The 15,229-nt window shown below is 55.2% G+C and carries 17 protein-coding genes; 14 read left to right on the forward strand and 3 right to left on the reverse strand.

The annotated features are described in order from the left end of the window. Positions 1-7 precede the first annotated feature (7 nt). The 12 genes from EST62_RS07175 (at position 8) to EST62_RS07230 (ending at position 12,024) form a co-directional block, all read left to right on the forward strand. The gene (locus EST62_RS07175; RefSeq protein ID WP_129051423.1) at positions 8-886 is read left to right on the forward strand and encodes an SDR family oxidoreductase; all 879 of its coding nucleotides are present in this window, start codon (positions 8-10) and stop codon (positions 884-886) included. A 217-nt stretch (positions 887-1,103) separates the two neighbouring features. Beyond that, the gene (locus tag EST62_RS07180; protein ID WP_129051424.1) at positions 1,104-3,422 is read left to right on the forward strand and encodes a putative monovalent cation/H+ antiporter subunit A; all 2,319 of its coding nucleotides are present in this window, start codon (positions 1,104-1,106) and stop codon (positions 3,420-3,422) included. Positions 3,423-3,462: 40 nt separating this feature from the next. Next, positions 3,463-3,750 carry a hypothetical protein gene (locus EST62_RS07185; protein ID WP_129051425.1) on the forward strand — a complete coding sequence of 96 codons (288 nt, stop codon included), beginning with the start codon at positions 3,463-3,465 and terminating at the stop codon, positions 3,748-3,750. A 75-nt stretch (positions 3,751-3,825) separates the two neighbouring features. Further along, positions 3,826-4,242, forward strand: a complete 417-nt coding sequence (locus tag EST62_RS07190; RefSeq protein WP_129051426.1) for a Na+/H+ antiporter subunit B — start codon at positions 3,826-3,828, stop codon at positions 4,240-4,242. Next, positions 4,239-4,604 carry a Na+/H+ antiporter subunit C gene (locus EST62_RS07195; RefSeq protein WP_129051427.1) on the forward strand — a complete coding sequence of 122 codons (366 nt, stop codon included), beginning with the start codon at positions 4,239-4,241 and terminating at the stop codon, positions 4,602-4,604. The genes EST62_RS07190 and EST62_RS07195 overlap by 4 nt, the downstream gene beginning before the upstream one ends. Continuing rightward, the gene (locus tag EST62_RS07200; protein WP_129051428.1) at positions 4,601-6,109 is read left to right on the forward strand and encodes a Na+/H+ antiporter subunit D; all 1,509 of its coding nucleotides are present in this window, start codon (positions 4,601-4,603) and stop codon (positions 6,107-6,109) included. Before EST62_RS07195 ends, EST62_RS07200 begins: the two co-directional genes overlap by 4 nt. Next, entirely contained in the window at positions 6,106-6,579 is a 474-nt protein-coding gene (locus EST62_RS07205; protein WP_129051429.1) for a Na+/H+ antiporter subunit E, read from the forward strand. The genes EST62_RS07200 and EST62_RS07205 overlap by 4 nt, the downstream gene beginning before the upstream one ends. Beyond that, complete coding sequence (locus tag EST62_RS07210; RefSeq protein WP_129051430.1) at positions 6,576-6,848, forward strand: monovalent cation/H+ antiporter complex subunit F; 273 nt, start codon at positions 6,576-6,578, stop codon at positions 6,846-6,848. The genes EST62_RS07205 and EST62_RS07210 overlap by 4 nt, the downstream gene beginning before the upstream one ends. Then, positions 6,845-7,192, forward strand: coding sequence for a monovalent cation/H(+) antiporter subunit G (gene mnhG / locus EST62_RS07215; RefSeq protein WP_129051431.1), 348 nt, complete (start codon positions 6,845-6,847; stop codon positions 7,190-7,192). Before EST62_RS07210 ends, mnhG begins: the two co-directional genes overlap by 4 nt. 312 nt (positions 7,193-7,504) lie before the next feature. Beyond that, complete coding sequence (locus EST62_RS07220; protein ID WP_129051432.1) at positions 7,505-11,164, forward strand: SUMF1/EgtB/PvdO family nonheme iron enzyme; 3,660 nt, start codon at positions 7,505-7,507, stop codon at positions 11,162-11,164. A 231-nt stretch (positions 11,165-11,395) separates the two neighbouring features. Then, a complete protein-coding gene (locus EST62_RS07225; protein ID WP_129051433.1) occupies positions 11,396-11,620 on the forward strand; it encodes an AbrB/MazE/SpoVT family DNA-binding domain-containing protein in 225 nt (74 codons plus the stop codon). Continuing rightward, positions 11,617-12,024 carry a type II toxin-antitoxin system VapC family toxin gene (locus EST62_RS07230; protein WP_129051434.1) on the forward strand — a complete coding sequence of 136 codons (408 nt, stop codon included), beginning with the start codon at positions 11,617-11,619 and terminating at the stop codon, positions 12,022-12,024. Before EST62_RS07225 ends, EST62_RS07230 begins: the two co-directional genes overlap by 4 nt. 11 nt (positions 12,025-12,035) lie before the next feature. On the opposite strand, the gene EST62_RS07235 is transcribed toward EST62_RS07230, so the two are convergent. From EST62_RS07235 to EST62_RS07245, 3 genes are all read right to left on the reverse strand, one after another. Next, positions 12,036-12,209: a hypothetical protein gene (locus EST62_RS07235; protein ID WP_245153514.1), complete on the reverse strand. Its 174-nt coding sequence runs from the start codon at positions 12,207-12,209 to the stop codon at positions 12,036-12,038. Positions 12,210-12,243: 34 nt separating this feature from the next. Next, positions 12,244-12,681: a YidB family protein gene (locus EST62_RS07240; RefSeq protein WP_129051435.1), complete on the reverse strand. Its 438-nt coding sequence runs from the start codon at positions 12,679-12,681 to the stop codon at positions 12,244-12,246. Between the two features lie 539 nt (positions 12,682-13,220). Further along, on the reverse strand, positions 13,221-14,096 hold the full coding sequence (locus tag EST62_RS07245; RefSeq protein ID WP_129051436.1) for a Dam family site-specific DNA-(adenine-N6)-methyltransferase: 876 nt from the start codon (positions 14,094-14,096) through the stop codon (positions 13,221-13,223). 155 nt (positions 14,097-14,251) lie between these two features. Between EST62_RS07245 and EST62_RS07250 the strand changes: the two genes are divergently transcribed. Both EST62_RS07250 and EST62_RS07255 read left to right on the forward strand, forming a co-directional pair. After that, positions 14,252-14,503, forward strand: a complete 252-nt coding sequence (locus EST62_RS07250) for a helix-turn-helix domain-containing protein (protein WP_129051437.1) — start codon at positions 14,252-14,254, stop codon at positions 14,501-14,503. Then, positions 14,490-15,215, forward strand: a complete 726-nt coding sequence (locus EST62_RS07255) for a hypothetical protein (RefSeq protein ID WP_129051438.1) — start codon at positions 14,490-14,492, stop codon at positions 15,213-15,215. The genes EST62_RS07250 and EST62_RS07255 overlap by 14 nt, the downstream gene beginning before the upstream one ends. The last annotated feature ends 14 nt before the right edge of the window (positions 15,216-15,229 follow it).

Consider the following 15,229-nt stretch of genomic DNA (forward strand, 5'->3'; position numbering starts at 1 on the left):
GGAATCAATGAAGAGAGTGCTTGTGGCCGGGGCGACCGGTTACCTTGGCCGTTATGCGGTGCAGGAGTTCAAGAATCGCGGGTACTGGGTGCGCGCACTGGTGCGCAATCCAGAAAAGTTCAAAAAGCCGGGGCCGTTTTTCGCGCCGCAGATCGACACGCTCGTCGATGACGTAGTTTTCGGCGACGCCACCAAACCGGAAACCATCGCCGGGCTGTGCGACGGCATCGACGTGGTCTTTTCGTCGCTCGGCATGATAAAGCCCGACTTCGAGCACGACAACTTCGACGTGGACTATCAGGGCAACATGAACATTCTCTCGGAGGCGCTCAAGGCTGGCGTAAAAAAATTCGTCTATGTTTCGGTGTTCGACGCGCACCGCATGATGAACATTCCCAACGTGCAGGCGCACGAAAAGTTCGTCCGCGAGTTGCAGGCGGCGAAGATCGAAAGTGCGATCATCCGCCCGAACGGCTTTTTCTCGGAGATCGGCCAGTTCGTCGCGCGCGCCCGCCGGGGCTTCATGCTGTGGATTGGCGATGGCTACAACCGCCAGAACCCCATCCACGGAGCCGACCTCGCCAAGGTGTGCGCCGACGCGGTTGACAGCAGCGAGCGCGAAGTCGAGGTCGGCGGCCCGGAGGTCTTCACCTACCGCGAAATGGTTGACCTGGCTATCGAAATCGCCGGAACGCAGCCCGCGCTGGTTCCTCTGCCTTTCTGGCTGGCTGACGGCATCGTTGGCGCGGTCGGCATTTTCAACCGTGACGTGCACGACGTTGCGCTCTTCGCCACCACGCTCAGCAAGATGGATTTCGTTTCGCCGAAGTACGGCACCCACCGCCTGCGCGACTTCTTCAACGAGTGCAAGAGTCTGCCGATCTGAGGAACCGGTTTTTGATCGAGTGAAGCCGGATGACCTCCGGCTTCGTTTGTCCGACACTGTGTTTGTGCGTCCGTCAACTCCTGTCGAGTTGAGCCGCAAAATGCAGCCGCAGTGGACGTTAAAGGGAACCTCTTGTCATAAAACGAGGTTGCTCTGAGCTGAATAGTTGATTCGTCAAAGAAGAGTCGGTGGCCTGTAACAGGGCCTTCGATATTTTATGAGGAACCCGCCTTTGCTTGCCCTGCTTGTCACCGGCTTTGCCGTTTCGGCGATCTCGCCATATCTCTATCGGTTGCTGAAGGCCCGGTTCGTCTGGTTCGGCGCGGCCTTTCCGCTGGCGCTTTTCGCGACCGTCATGCTCCGCTATCCGCAGGTGGCGTCCGGCGTTCCGGTGCGCGAGAGCTGGAGCTGGGTGCCGTCGCTCGGCCTCGATCTGAGCTTTATGCTCGACGGGCTGAGCCTGACCTTCGTGATGCTGGTGACGCTCATCGGCGCGGCGGTTTTTCTGTACGCCGCCGTCTATCTGCGGCACTACGAGGAGGCCGATCGCTTTTTCGGCTTCATCGGCATGTTCATGACCTCGATGCTCGGCGTGGTGCTGTCGGACAACATGCTGCTGCTGTTCCTGTTCTGGGAGCTGACCAGCATCAGCTCGTTCCTGTTGATCGGCTTCAACCACCACGAGGCTTCGTCGCGGAGTTCGGCGCTCAAGGCGCTGCTCGTGACCGGCGCGGGCGGGCTGGCGCTGCTGGCCGGAATGCTCTTGCTCGGGAGCGTGACCGGCAGCTTTGAGATTTCATCCTTCTACGCGATGAACGAGCTGATTACCTCGCACCGTCTCTATCCAGCCATCGTCGCGCTGATTCTCGTCGGCGCGTTCACCAAGTCGGCGCAGTTTCCGTTCCACTTCTGGCTGCCTGACGCCATGGCCGCGCCCTCGCCGGTGAGCGCCTATCTGCACTCGGCCACCATGGTCAAGGCTGGCATCTACCTCATCGCGCGCTTCAACCACGAGATCGGCGGTACGGCGCTCTGGCAGGACACGATCCTCGTCGCGGGCGCGGCGACCATGATTTTTGCGGGGCTGCTCTCCTATCGCCAGAGCGACCTGAAGCGCCTGCTGGCTTACTCGACCCTGAGCGTACTCGGCACCCTCGTGATGCTGCTCGGCATCGGCTCGAAGCTGGCGATCAAGGCCTTTTTCATCTACCTGATCGCCCACTCGCTCTACAAGGGCACGCTCTTTCTGGTGGCCGGAACGCTCGATCATGAGGCCGGAACCCGCGATGTCGGCAAGCTTGGCGGGCTGTTCAGGGCGATGCCGGTGACGGCTGTGACGGCGGCGCTCGCGTCGTTTTCGATGATGGGGGTTATTCCCTTGATCGGCTTCATCGGCAAGGAGACCCTCTACAAGGCGGTGCTCGAAGTGCAGCCGTGGGGCCGCGTGCTGATCGTGCTCGCGGTGGCGGCGAGCGCGTTTCTCGTGGTGGTGACCTTCCTTGTCGGCTTTCGCCCGTTCCTCGGCAAGCCGCGTCCCGAATTCCAGAAGGTGCACGAAGCTCCCCCGGCGATGCTCATCGGGCCGTTCATCCTTGCGCTTTCGGGGCTGTTGCTTGGCCTGTTTCCGGACTTTTTCGTCGGTCATCTGCTCGAAGCCTCCGCCGTCAGCATCATCTCGCAACGGCTCGGCATCGAGATCGAGCTGTGGCACGGCTTCAACCTGATTCTGCTGCTGAGCTTCGTCACGCTGCTGGCGGGTGTTGGCCTCTACCTGCTGAGGCCATTCATACTTTCGCGCATGGAAGGGCTTCACCTGCCGGGACTCGTCAAGCCCTCGGTCTGGTACGAAGAGGCGCTGGCCGGAATGCTGCGTTTTGCCGCCTGGCTCACCTCGTCGCTGCAAAATGGCGATTTGCGCCGCTACCTCGCGGTCATCATCCTTTCGGCGCTCGTTCCGGCTGGCCTGGTGCTTTACAGCGTGGGCGGTTTTTCGGTGACGCTGCCCGCCGATCTTTCGGTGACGCCGTATGAGGTCGCGTTGACGGTGATTATCGTGCTGGCGACCGCGATGCTGCTGACGAGCGATTCGCGGCTGAAGGCGATTGTGTCGATGGGCGTGCTCGGCTTTGGGGTCGGCATCATCTACATCATCTACGGTGCGCCCGACGTGGCGCTGACCACCTTCGCCATCGAGACGCTCAACGTCATTCTCTTCGTGCTGGTGCTGGCTCATCTGCCGAAATTCACCTCCCGGTCACGCGCCACCGGGCGGCTTCGTGACGGCCTCATCGCCGCGTCTGCGGGGATTTTCATGACCCTGACCGTGCTTCAGGTCACCTCGACGGAGCTGTCGCCGTCGCGGCTCAAGGGGTACTTCGGTAGCGCAAGTCTGCCCGACGGGCATGGGCGGAATGTGGTGAACGTCATTCTCGTCGATTTCAGGGCGCTCGACACGCTCGGCGAAATTACGGTGCTGGCGATTGCGGCCATCGGCGTGTTCACCCTGCTGAAACTCAGAACAGGAAAAACGGATTGAACAGGATGATTCAAGTCGGGGGCAACGGTGGAGAGTGTCCATGTGCCGCTGGGTCGTCATCAACCAACCGTCTGTTAGACTTTATCGTATTTTCTGCCGTCATTGCGAGGAGCATAGCGACGTGGCAATCCATCTTACTGGATTCACGCATGGATTGCTTCTCCCGAAGAGTCGGGATCGCAATGACGAAGAGTCGGAGTTTATTCCGGAGAATAACCCCGGACTAAAGTCCGGGGCAATTGAGGAAAGCAACTCGGTGGTTCATCGGGCTCAAGAGTTGCAGGAGAAAGAAGTTGGGCTGAAACTCAGTTCTCGTTTCCGTTCCTGACGATCCTGATAAAGTCACAACCAACTATCAAAAGATTTTTAAGCGACTTACGGTCGCAACTATCAGACAACAAGTATGAATTCCCTGATCCTTTCGACCTCCTCCCGCTACCTGCTGGTGCTGTTGCAGCTCTTTTCGGTGTTTCTGCTCTTGCGCGGGCACAACGAGCCGGGCGGCGGGTTCGCGGGCGGGCTGGTGGCGGCGGCGGCCTATGCGCTCTACTTTATCGCCAACGGCGTTGAAGAGGCGCAGCGCGTGTTCCGCTTCGAGCCGCTCACGGTGGTGGTCGCGGGTCTCGGCGTGGCGCTTGCGAGCACGCTGCCGTCGATTCTGGGCGGCATGGAGTTCATGCAGAGCGTCTGGGTCAACACCGGCATTCCGGTGATCGGCAAGGTCGGCACGCCGCTGCTGTTCGACGTCGGGGTCTATCTGCTGGTGCTTGGCATCACCCTCAAAATCGTCTTTTCGCTTGCCGGGGAGGATGAACCATGACGCTCCTGCTCGCACTCATCACCGGCCTCTTTTACGCCGCCGGGATCTATCTGATTTTACGCCGCAGTCTGGTGAAGGTGATCTTCGGCATCATGTTCCTCGGCCACGCGGCCAACATGCTGATTTTCAGCACCGGGCGCTTGACCAAGGGCGCTCCGGCTTTCGTGCCCGCAGGTGCGCAGGCGCTGGTCGAACCGTTTGCCGACCCGCTGCCGCAAGCGCTGATCCTGACGGCCATCGTGATCGGCTTCGGCTTGCAGGCGTTCGCCATCGTGCTTTTCAGGCGAAGCTTCGAGGAGCTTGGCACGGACGACGTCGATGCGATGCGCACGACCGACTGCATCGAAGGGGGTGACGCATGAAGCTGTTGCTCGTCCTTCCAATCCTGCTGCCGCTCGTGACGGCGCTCGTCATGCTGCCGTTCCGGGAGCACCCCGGCGTGCAACGCGGGTTGGCGCTTGGGGCGTCGCTCGCGCAGGCCGCGGTGGCCGTCGCGCTGCTCGCGCGGGTGTATGCGGGAGGCATCCTCACGCTTCAGGCCGGAGGGTGGGCTGCTCCGTTCGGCATCACGCTCGTGGCCGATCTGCTCTCGGCGGTGATGGTCGCCGCCACGGCGCTCATCGGCCTGACCACCTCGATCTACTCGCTCGGCAGCATCGACCGCGAGCGGGAGCGCTTTTTCTTCCATCCGCTCATGCAGTTGCTGCTGGTCGGCATCAACGGCGCGTTCCTGACCGGCGACCTCTTCAACCTCTACGTCTGGTTCGAGGTGATGCTCATCAGCTCCTTCGTGCTGCTCGCGCTCGGCGGAACGCCCCGCCAGCTCGAAGGGTCGGTCAAGTACGTGACGATCAACCTGCTTTCGTCGGCGATTTTTCTCTCGGCGGTCGGCATTCTCTACGGCGTGGCGGGCACGCTGAACATGGCCGACCTCTCGGCGCGGCTGCCGATGATCGAGCAGCGCAATCTGCTCTCGGTGGTGGCGGTGCTCTTGCTCGTCACCTTCGGCGTCAAGGCGGCGATCTTTCCGCTCTTCTTCTGGCTCCCGGCCTCCTACCACACGCCGCCGGTCGCCGTGTCAGCCATCTTCGCCGGACTGCTCACCAAGGTGGGGGTCTATGCGATCATGCGGGTCTTTACCACGGTTTTCACCGGCGCGGAGTCGGAGGCGATTTTTCGCATCCTGCTCTGGGTCGCGCCGCTGACGATGATCGTTGGCGTGCTCGGCGCGGCGGCGCAGTACGATTTACGCAAGCTGCTCTCGTTCCACATCGTCAGCCAGATCGGCTACATGCTCTTCGCCATCGCGATCCAGTCGCCGCTGGCCATCGCGGGCGGGCTGTTCTACATCGTGCACAACATTGTCGCCAAAACCAGCCTTTTTTACATCAGCGGTATCATCCGCGAAAAGTCCGGGGCGTTCCAGCTCAAGAAGATCGGCGGGCTGTACAGCACGGAACCGTTGCTTGCCGCGCTGTTTCTCGTTTCGGCGCTCGCGCTCGCCGGCATTCCGCCGCTTTCGGGCTTCTGGGCCAAGCTCATGGTGATCCGCGCAGGCCTCGAAAGCGGGCACTATTTCGTGACCGCCGCGGCACTCACGGTGAGCTTGCTGACGCTCTTTTCGATGATAAAAATCTGGAACGAGGCGTTCTGGAAAGACGACCCCGGCGTCGTATCCGCGACGGAGGAGGTGCACGGCAACGGACGCACGGCGCTGCTCTACCTGCCGGTGGTGATGCTCTGCGGGGTGATCCTCTTTTTCGGCCTCTCGTTCGAGCCGGTCTATGAACTCTCCGCCCGCGCGGCGGCGCAGTTGCTCGATGTCGGGAGCTACCGCAACGCAGTGCTCCGGGGAGGTGGCCTGTGAGTCAGTTTCTTTTCAACATTTTGCTCGCCTTCGCGTGGATGCTGCTCACCGGCGAGAGCAGCGCGCCGAGCTTCATCTCCGGCATGGTGGTCGGCTACCTGATTCTCTGGATGTCGCGCTCGGCGTTCGGTAAGGAGACCTATTTCTCGAAGATACGGCAGGTTACGGGCTTTGTGCTTTACTTCCTTAAGGAGCTGATTCTGGCTAATCTCCGCGTTGCGTTCGATATTCTGACGCCGAAAAACTACCTCGATCCGGGCATCGTCGAGGTGCCGCTCGATGTCGAAACCGACCTCGAAATCACCCTTTTCGCCAACCTGGTCACCCTGACGCCCGGCACGCTGAGCCTCGACGTTTCGGACGACCGCAAAACCCTTTTTGTGCACGTGATGTATCTCGAAGACGAAGAGCAGTTTCGGCGCGAGCTGAAAGATGGCCTGGAAAAACGACTGATCGGGGTGATGCGATGAGCTTTATCGAACTGTCGGCCACGATCGCCCTGTCGATCATCGGCCTCTCCATTCTGCTGATTTTCCTGCGGCTCCTGATCGGCCCGGAGATCGAGGATCGCATCGTCGCGCTCGACCTGCTCTCGGCCAACACCATCGCCTTCATCGCGGTCTATTCGATTTTGAACGCGAACACCGCCTTTCTCGACGTCGGCATCATTCTGGCGCTGCTCGCCTTTCTCGGCACGGTAGCGTTCGCGTATTACCTGGAACGAAGGAGGAGATTATGACCGAACTATTCAGCGGCGTATTCATTCTCGCGGGCACGATTTTCATTCTGCTCTCCGCGCTCGGCATCATCCGGATGCCCGACCTCTACACCCGCATGTCCGCCACCACCAAGGCCTCCACCCTCGGCATCGGCCTGGTGCTCACCGGCACGGTGCTTTTCTGGCAGGATGCCGCCATCACCTTCCGAGCCATCGCCATCATCATCTTTCTCTTTTTGACCGCCCCGGTCGCGGCCCACATCATCGGCCGCGAAGCGTGGAGCCGTGGCGTGAAGCTCTGGTGCAGGGACGAGTCCGCAAAGTCCTGCCGGAAAGCGAGAAAAAGGGACAAGAACGATGGATGAAGGGTGTGCCCCGGCTCTCTTACATTCAGGAGGGCTTTAGCCCGATGGACATTCGCCCTTCTTACATTTCTGTTGCCCCGGCTTTCAAGCCGGGGGACAAAGGGATAACAAAAAAAGCAAGGGCTTCAGCCCAACTCCTGCTTTTCTTGCCATCCAAAGGGCAACTGAAGAAGTAGATATCCTTCCGCGATGGATCGTGAATTTCCCTCCTCTCGTAAGGGCGCATGGCGTGCGCCCGGATAGTTCTGGATTTTGCGTAGTTTCTCTGTTGTTCGGTCGAGCTGTCAATTTCAATCCTTGACTTTTTCTGCTATGCCGGTTACCTGGTTACATCTTTCCGATCTGCATCTGGCGCCCTCAAACAGTAGCGAAACGTTTATTCGCGAACGTACCAGCAACCTCAATAACCTTTGTTCGCTGGTTCGCCAGAACGTTGAGCGGGGAGAGTGGAAACCGGACCTGATTTTCGTGACCGGCGATATTGCCAATCGTGGCAACGAGACGGTGTTCACAGCGAACGGTGGCGAACCAGCTCCTGCAAGCCTCTTTTTCGAAAAGCTGCTCGATGCTGCCGGTCTTGAACGTGATCGCCTGTTCATCGTGCCGGGTAATCATGAGGTGAACCGCAACAGGATGCGGGGGACGGGTCTGAAGCCGACTTTTGAGAATCCAGAAGAGCTGGAAGAGCACTTTTCACTCGACGAACCCTGCCAGTATATCACCAGAAAGCTGGGGGCATTTGCCGCATGGTATAACGATTATTTCAAGGGCATCCGAACGTTTACCGACAGAAGCACCTGTATGGCGGAGCAGGTTGAAATCGATGGTCTGAGGATTTCTCTTCTTCTGATGAACAGCGCGGTTTTTTGCGCGGATTCAACGACTGATTCCTCAAAATTGCTCATTGGGAAGGGGTGTCTCGACTCCAGCCTTCAGCCTCAAGAGGCTTCCGAAAAACCTGACCTGAGTATCGGCCTGATTCATCATCCGCTCTCTTTTCTGGCTCCGTTTGAACAGACGACGATCCGGGCGCTGCTCAAAGAGCGCCTTGACCTTCTGTTGCGTGGCCATACCCATGAACCGGAGGTGCATGAGGGTGAATTTCTGGAAGTTGCCTCTGGAGCTGCGGGTGAACAGTGCCCGTGGCCGAGAAGCGCAATGTATGGACGGTTTGAAGAGCGAAAGGTGACGCTGTACCCGCTGTGCAATTCCGGAAGGCCAAACTGGCAATGGACGCTCGATACCTCTGTGTTTCCACGCGATCATGCCTCCAGGCATTGCCGGACGATCCCCCTTGACCGGTATGGTGCTGCCCTCTCTGTTGTACAGGCATCAGAGGAGGAGTGGGAACGGTACAGGACGTGCCTGAAACGGGAACTGGGCACCTTGAGGCTGTTCGGTTTGCCGAGCGGATTTGAGCGGATCGACGTGAACCTCGATGACGATACTTTCGTGAAGCTGTCGATCAACTGGAACCACGATCGTCGAGGGGGCTTTGTCGAGGAAATTCAGGGTACGCCTTTTGATCGCGATACAGAGCCGAAACCGCTGAAACCCGCTCAATTGATGGTTCGAGCATTTTCCGGTAATGAGCGCCGATTACTGCTGATCCTGGGTGATGCCGGCACAGGCAAGACAACCCTGATGCAGTACTATGCGCTTTCCGTGCTCGAAGAGCAACGTGCGGGGAGCTTTGGCTTTTCACTTCCGGTCAGAGTCTTTTTTCTGCATCTGCGTTCGCTTCGCCAAAAGGAGGGCGCGTATGAATCATTGCCTGAGAGCCTCCATCGTTGGGCCTCCAACCATGGTTGTCAGGTCGGTCCGCAGGTATTCGAGTCATGGTTACAGTCGGGAGAATCGCTGGTGCTGCTCGACGGTCTCGATGAAATCACCGGTACCAAAGAGCGGCAGGAGGCCTGTACTTGGATCGATGAACAGTGGCGAAATGAAGCATACGGGCAGGCGCGGTTTGTGGTGACCACGAGGCGAACCGGTTTCAGGGATGTCGAGCTGAAAGCCTCCACCAACAAGGCCTATGTTCAGGATTTCGATTCCGGTCAGCAACGAGAGTTTTTACAGAAATGGTTCTCTGCTCTCAAACGCTCGGAACTGGAGCAGGGGGAACGCTCCGACAGGGAGTTGCAGCGCCATATTCAGGAGCAGTCTGAAGCCTTTGCCGGAAAGATCATCGGGCATCTGGCCGATGACCGTTACAAGGGTTTGCGACCGCTTGCCGCAATACCGATGGTGCTTCAGATGATGGCCTTGCTCTGGTACCGGGAGCATGACCTGCCGAAAACCCGAGAGCAGTTGTATCGCGGTTTGTTCGACTATCTGGTGCTGAAACGAGAGACAGCGCGAGAGATTCTTGACAAAGAGAACCCTCTTGCCAAAATGGGCGTCGAGCGGTTCCGAACGGTGCTGGGGGCGTTGGCGCTCTGGATGTTTTCAGATACCAAAAAAGGTGGCGAACAGGTGCGGCGTGCCGATATGCTCGATCTTTTCACGCGGGAGCTGAAAGCAATGAAGTCGGTCGATTTCACCCCTCCCTTCGCCGAAGCGTTGAGGGCTCATGTCGTGAACAGGTCGGAACTGCTGATCTCGAACGTTTCGGACACAATCTACGAGTTCCGCCACAAATCGTTTCGGGAGTATCTGGCTGGGGCAAAGCTTGCTGCTGTCGATCTTCGTGAACCGGAGTGTTTCGATCCGGTAATCGCCCGATTCGATGATCCGTCATGGGAGGAGGCGATCCGTTTTTTTGTTGCAGGTCTCGATCTGTTCCAGTTCGACCACTTCATGTCCCGCCTGTTCGACCCTTTGGTCAAGCCCTCTTTCAGCCAGCCCGAGAAGCTGCTGCTGCAACTGCTGATCGGGGAAGCGCCAAACAGGAAAACGGATGCTTTGCAGGCTCTCCTCTGTAGGCCGAAAGAGGCCGGCAAAGGGTACGATGCCGAACGGCAGAGGCGTCAATTCATGTTGCTCGATGCTCTGGCTTTGATTGGAGAGCTGAATTCCGCGCAGAGCGTGCGGGAGTTTATTGACAAGGGATATGCCGAGTGCGACGATGAGAAAAGCACAAAGAGGGAGAAGGTTGAAAGCTATGCACGAACCGTGTTTGTTTCGCTGGGCGGTCAAATGCCTGAGGAGGCAAAGACCAGCCAGCCAGATGATAAACACAAGACGCACATTGTTCAGGAGAGTGGGAAAACCCTGTTCCGTAATCGGCTTGAACTGAATGCCGAATACATTTTCATATCCGGAAGAGAGCGTGAGGAGCAGGGGATTTTCTTTGCCCGTTACCCGGTGACCAACAAGCTCTATCGGCGGTTTATCGATTTTCTGCGATCGAAGCCTCCGGAATACCGGTGGCTTGAGGCGGAGTTGCAGACAATTGCCGATAAAAAGAGATGGGATACCCAATTTGCGGAGTATCTGAAGAAGGGCAAAAGCAATCTTGCCAACCTTTTTAGCTCTGGGCGTGACGGAGACCGGAAATTCGGTGGTGATGACCAGCCGGTGGTCACTATTACCTGGTATGCCGCCCGCTCCTATTGCCTTTGGCTATCGCTGATGGAGAGCGAGGGAAATTGTACCGATCTGTACCGCTTGCCGAATGAACCCGAGTGGGAGTGGGCGGCGGCCGGAAAGGAGAAACGGCACTATCCATGGGGGAACAAGGAACCAAATCCGAAGCTGGCCAATTACGGTGATACGGTTGGCGCGACCACGCCGGTGGGCAGCTACCCTGACGGCGCGACGCCTGAAGGGCTGTACGACATGGCGGGCAACGTCTGGGAGTGGATGGAGAACTGGTACGACAACGACAAAGACGTGAAAGCGTTGCGCGGCGGCTCGTGGGGCAGCAGGCCTGGTTTTCTGCGCTGTTCGGCCCGGAACAGCCTCAATCCGGGCCTCAGGGACGGCTACCGCGGCGGTTTTCGAGTTGTGCGCTCCAGCAGGGGAGAATGATGAATTATGAATTTTGAATGATGAATTGGGGAAAGATGGCGGTGCTGGTGAATCTGGTGGCTATTGTTGGGGCGCTTCGCGAAGCGGCCGTACGAAGAATCGGGATGAGAGGTAGTCCTGCGTGGCTCTTGCAGGGGCGTCCCGACGACAGAGATTTGATGCTGGCCAACGTTTGCTTGGTCGCGAGCGATGTGGTATTCTTACGGGTAATACGTAATACCGGAGGGCAACATGAAAGTGACAACCAAAGGGCAGGTGACGATACCTGTTAACATAAGAGAAAAGCTGGGGATAACTCCTGATAGCGAAGTGGATTTCGTGCAGGAGGGGGATCGCGTTATTCTGGTAAAGCGGAAAAATGCCGCGCCCGCGAGCCGCACGTTTAAAAAGCTGCGAGGGGTTGCGACGGTCAGGATGACGACAGACGAAATCATGGCGCTGACCAGAGAGGTATGAACGGACTGCTGGTCGATTCCAATATCATCCTCGATGTATTTCTCGATGATCCTGTTTGGGCCGACTGGTCGGAGGCGGCTCTTTCTGACTATGCTGTCCGCACCACTTTATTCATCAATCCAGTCATCTATTCCGAAATTTCCATTGGCTTTGAAAAGATCGAGGAGCTGGAGGCAGCGCTGGCGAAAAGCGGATTGCCGATGCTGGAAATTCCGAAGGAGGCCCTTTTTCTTGCTGGCAAAGCGTTTCTCAACTACCGAAAGCACAAAGGCGAAAAGCGCTCCCCGTTGCCTGACTTTTTTATCGGAGCACATGCCGCCGTCTCCGGACTCGATTTGATTACAAGAGATAAAAACCGGTATCAGACCTGTTTTCCGACAGTCAGAATCATTGCTCCTGAATAACGAAAGGCCGTTCATCCCACCCCCGCCATCTCCTTCTTTCTGAACTCGATCGCCAGCCACTTCTCCTCGTACCCGGCGTGGGCGACCTTCATCCCCGCGAGGAAGGTCGGTAACACCACGCCTTTCTGGTAGTTGCCGATGCGGACGGTGAGCGAGTCGCCGACCTGGGTTACGTTGGCTTCCATGCGGTTGTGTTCAGTCGCGGTGCTTTTCGGTGGCTCAGAAGAGCTTGTTCACCATGCCTGCCAGTCCGCCCAGTTCGCCGATATTGCCGAGGATGCTTTCGAGCGGCGAGCCGTCGGGGCTGGCCTTGTCCACCATTTCAGGCAACGCGCTGGCGACCGCGGTTTTGGCGCTCTCCGTCGAAAGCCCGAAGCGGGAGGCGAAGGCCGCGAGTTGATCGCTCCCGATCAGATCGGTCACCGCTTCAGGAGAGATTGGCGCGTTGGCCCCTTTACCCAGCCACGAGGCCGCGATGTCGCCCAGCCCGCTCTGCTGCATTTTGGAGAGGATTGCGCCGAGGTTCAGGCTGCCTTCTCCTCCCAGCAGACCTCCCAGCGCCGAAACCAGTTCGTTGCTGTCAAGGCCATTGGTCGCCTGATCGCTGTTGTGCAGAATGGCGGAAGCGCCAAGTTGAAGGAGATTGGATAAGTCCATGATCGTGTATGTTTAGATTTTAAAGCCACTTCACGACAGAGGAATCTCAACGGTTTTTGGCGCGGATAGTAGTTGTGTTTTCGATGGCTTGCTTTGAAAACAGTTCCATTCAGCTCGAATTCCGGCACGGTTCCGGGACTTTGGCGGTACTCTGAATTTGTTCAAGGGCATCGCCGTAATCGTAAGGTCAATATAGAAAAAATCAGTGTCCGGACTGTTTGTCAGGCTGGAAATAACAGAGGCTTTGCACTCGTTACGGTAAAAATTGGGAAGTATGTTCCAGGATTTACCCTCGCTGGAAAGAGTCAGCCAGACCAATGTGACAAGAATTTTCGATCCCGACGATGGCATCGTGACTGCGACACGCTTGGTCTCTTCAATCGCGATGTAAACAGCGAAATACGACCCCCGTCACCGATGCGATTTCTTCAATGAATGCCATTTGCTGCGGATTTGAAAGCAATATTTTTCGATATGGATTGAGTGTATCTCATTGATTTTCTGGTTCATGCGTTTGTCGCTAATCCGAATATATGTACTTAATACGTGAGCAATAACCGGTCAGCAACAACTTCATCATAAAGACTTTGGCCTTCCATTTGAAATCGTTTGAGCATCGAGCGCCCAGTTGTTATATACATTTCGCGTTCAAATAATCCATGCGGAATTGGCAGGTCACATTGATAATTCCCGGATTTTTTATGTCCGTCGATACTTAGTGCAATGTTTACGCCTCTGGATTTTGCCTGGTCTATTTTATTAATCAGGTTTTCAAATGAAAACTCCTGCGCTCCGTAGAGAATTTTCTGACTGTGGCTATATGGGGGGTCGCAATAAATGACGTCGTTATATTTTGCCATATCAAAGACGTGCTGATAATCCAGATTCTCAAAAATCACATGCTTTACTCTCTCGTACCATTCTCTGACTCTTTTTGTGAAGCTGCTGACTGAAATTGGCGTATGAATGCCACAGGGGGTTGACATATAACCATCATTTTTTCTGAAGCGGATGACGCCTCCATAGCAGCTTCTTGATAAATAGAGAAAATCTGCTCCGTTTGGATTTTTGTTGAATGACGCTTTTACCTCTTCATATAATGTGTGTTTATCTTTTCCTTTATCAAGTAAATTTCTTCTTTCTGCATACCACTCGATAAGCATATCAGGTTTTGTTGCTAACATTTGCCAGATTTCTATCAAAGGGCTGAAGATGTCGGAGCCAAATCCGTTTTCCGGCGCAACGGTCGCGATAATTGCGCCACTTCCAAGAAAAGGTTCATAAAACCGGTTGAAGTGTTCTGGAAAGAAGCTCGTTATTTCATTGGCAAAACGCTGTTTATTTCCTACCCATTTGAGCAATTGGGTTTTTGGTGGGTAATATAACGGGTATTTTTCAAAAAGTGGTAAAGGCATCGGTTCGCAATTTTATTAAACAATAAGTGACAATGTAGTTGTTTTTGTACAGAAATCCTAATTTGGGATACAGTGCTTATTTAAGGTATTATCAAGCTATGGGTTAACTTGTCAGGAATTAACGTTTTTTGCTTTCATGTATCAGTTGGGTCAAAATGGCTAAAAGTCTGCACAAAAAAGAGTATCAGGTGTTTCTGGCACAACTTTACCGGTTGAGGGTCGGTTCCGGATTACGCCAAAAAGATATTGCAGAAAAGCTTGGTGTTCCTCAGTCCTACGTTAGTAAAATTGAAAGCGGAGAAAGAAGGATTGATCTTATTGAATTGAAAGAGTATTGTGAGGCTTTGGGAAGTGATTTAGGTGAGTTTATTTCAAATTATGAACAATCATTAAATGATCGCCAATAGTGATTTTACCGGTCTTGATTTAGAATTCTGGTCTAACATTAAATTGTTAAATCAACGACTTGGCTATGTTGTTCGGAGAAAAAATACAAATCAAGGAGCGGTTTTTTTGATTCCTGCTGTTGAAGAGGTGTTGGCTGTTTTTAACGATGATGATTTAGATTACAGCAGAATTATTCATAATGGCGTCTGGACAGATTTTGGACAGCTTATTGTGGATTATTTAAGCTATAGAGGTCAGGTTTTAATCAGAGATGTTGAACCCAATCTCATGAATGCAGAAGAGGCGCGTAAAGTATTTGTTGATTTGAAAGGCCGTCTTGATCCAAAATGTCCAATTCCTGATAATAAGCAAAGTGGAGATAAAAAGGCTCCAGCTTACTTTACAGGAATTATTAATATGATAATCGAGGCTCATGCGCAGGGTTTGCCATGTGATTATGATCCTCGCGAGTTGACATCGATAACAGCTCAGGGTTTTCCCGTGAGAACCTTGTCGAGAAGAGTTGACGGAGCATTTCCGGGGCCGATCAATCCTCATGCCATATGGGAGATAAAAGAGTATTATTATACGACCACATTCGGGAGTCGAGTAGCCGATGGGGTTTATGAAACAATGCTTGATGGATTTGAGTTAAATCTCTATGGGATATATTCCCCGAAGCTCTGCTTCGTTAAAGATAAAAGTGTAATAATTGAGCACATATATTCATAAAAGTCATAATGTAT

Source organism: Chlorobaculum sp. 24CR (genome assembly GCF_004118635.1).
GTDB lineage: Bacteria > Bacteroidota > Chlorobiia > Chlorobiales > Chlorobiaceae > Chlorobaculum.

Bases quoted from the DNA above. Each gene is read 5' to 3' on its own strand.
- EST62_RS07175 (WP_129051423.1), top strand. From the start codon at position 8: ATGAAGAGAGTGCTTGTGGCCGGGGCGACCGGTTACCTTGGCCGTTAT.
- EST62_RS07180 (WP_129051424.1), top strand. From the start codon at position 1,104: ATGAGGAACCCGCCTTTGCTTGCCCTGCTTGTCACCGGCTTTGCCGTT.
- EST62_RS07185 (WP_129051425.1), top strand. From the start codon at position 3,463: ATGTGCCGCTGGGTCGTCATCAACCAACCGTCTGTTAGACTTTATCGT.
- EST62_RS07190 (WP_129051426.1), top strand. From the start codon at position 3,826: ATGAATTCCCTGATCCTTTCGACCTCCTCCCGCTACCTGCTGGTGCTG.
- EST62_RS07195 (WP_129051427.1), top strand. From the start codon at position 4,239: ATGACGCTCCTGCTCGCACTCATCACCGGCCTCTTTTACGCCGCCGGG.
- EST62_RS07200 (WP_129051428.1), top strand. From the start codon at position 4,601: ATGAAGCTGTTGCTCGTCCTTCCAATCCTGCTGCCGCTCGTGACGGCG.
- EST62_RS07210 (WP_129051430.1), top strand. From the start codon at position 6,576: ATGAGCTTTATCGAACTGTCGGCCACGATCGCCCTGTCGATCATCGGC.
- mnhG (WP_129051431.1), top strand. From the start codon at position 6,845: ATGACCGAACTATTCAGCGGCGTATTCATTCTCGCGGGCACGATTTTC.
- EST62_RS07220 (WP_129051432.1), top strand. From the start codon at position 7,505: ATGCCGGTTACCTGGTTACATCTTTCCGATCTGCATCTGGCGCCCTCA.
- EST62_RS07225 (WP_129051433.1), top strand. From the start codon at position 11,396: ATGAAAGTGACAACCAAAGGGCAGGTGACGATACCTGTTAACATAAGA.
- EST62_RS07230 (WP_129051434.1), top strand. From the start codon at position 11,617: ATGAACGGACTGCTGGTCGATTCCAATATCATCCTCGATGTATTTCTC.
- EST62_RS07235 (WP_245153514.1), bottom strand. From the start codon at position 12,209: ATGGAAGCCAACGTAACCCAGGTCGGCGACTCGCTCACCGTCCGCATC.
- EST62_RS07240 (WP_129051435.1), bottom strand. From the start codon at position 12,681: ATGGACTTATCCAATCTCCTTCAACTTGGCGCTTCCGCCATTCTGCAC.
- EST62_RS07245 (WP_129051436.1), bottom strand. From the start codon at position 14,096: ATGCCTTTACCACTTTTTGAAAAATACCCGTTATATTACCCACCAAAA.
- EST62_RS07250 (WP_129051437.1), top strand. From the start codon at position 14,252: ATGGCTAAAAGTCTGCACAAAAAAGAGTATCAGGTGTTTCTGGCACAA.
- EST62_RS07255 (WP_129051438.1), top strand. From the start codon at position 14,490: ATGATCGCCAATAGTGATTTTACCGGTCTTGATTTAGAATTCTGGTCT.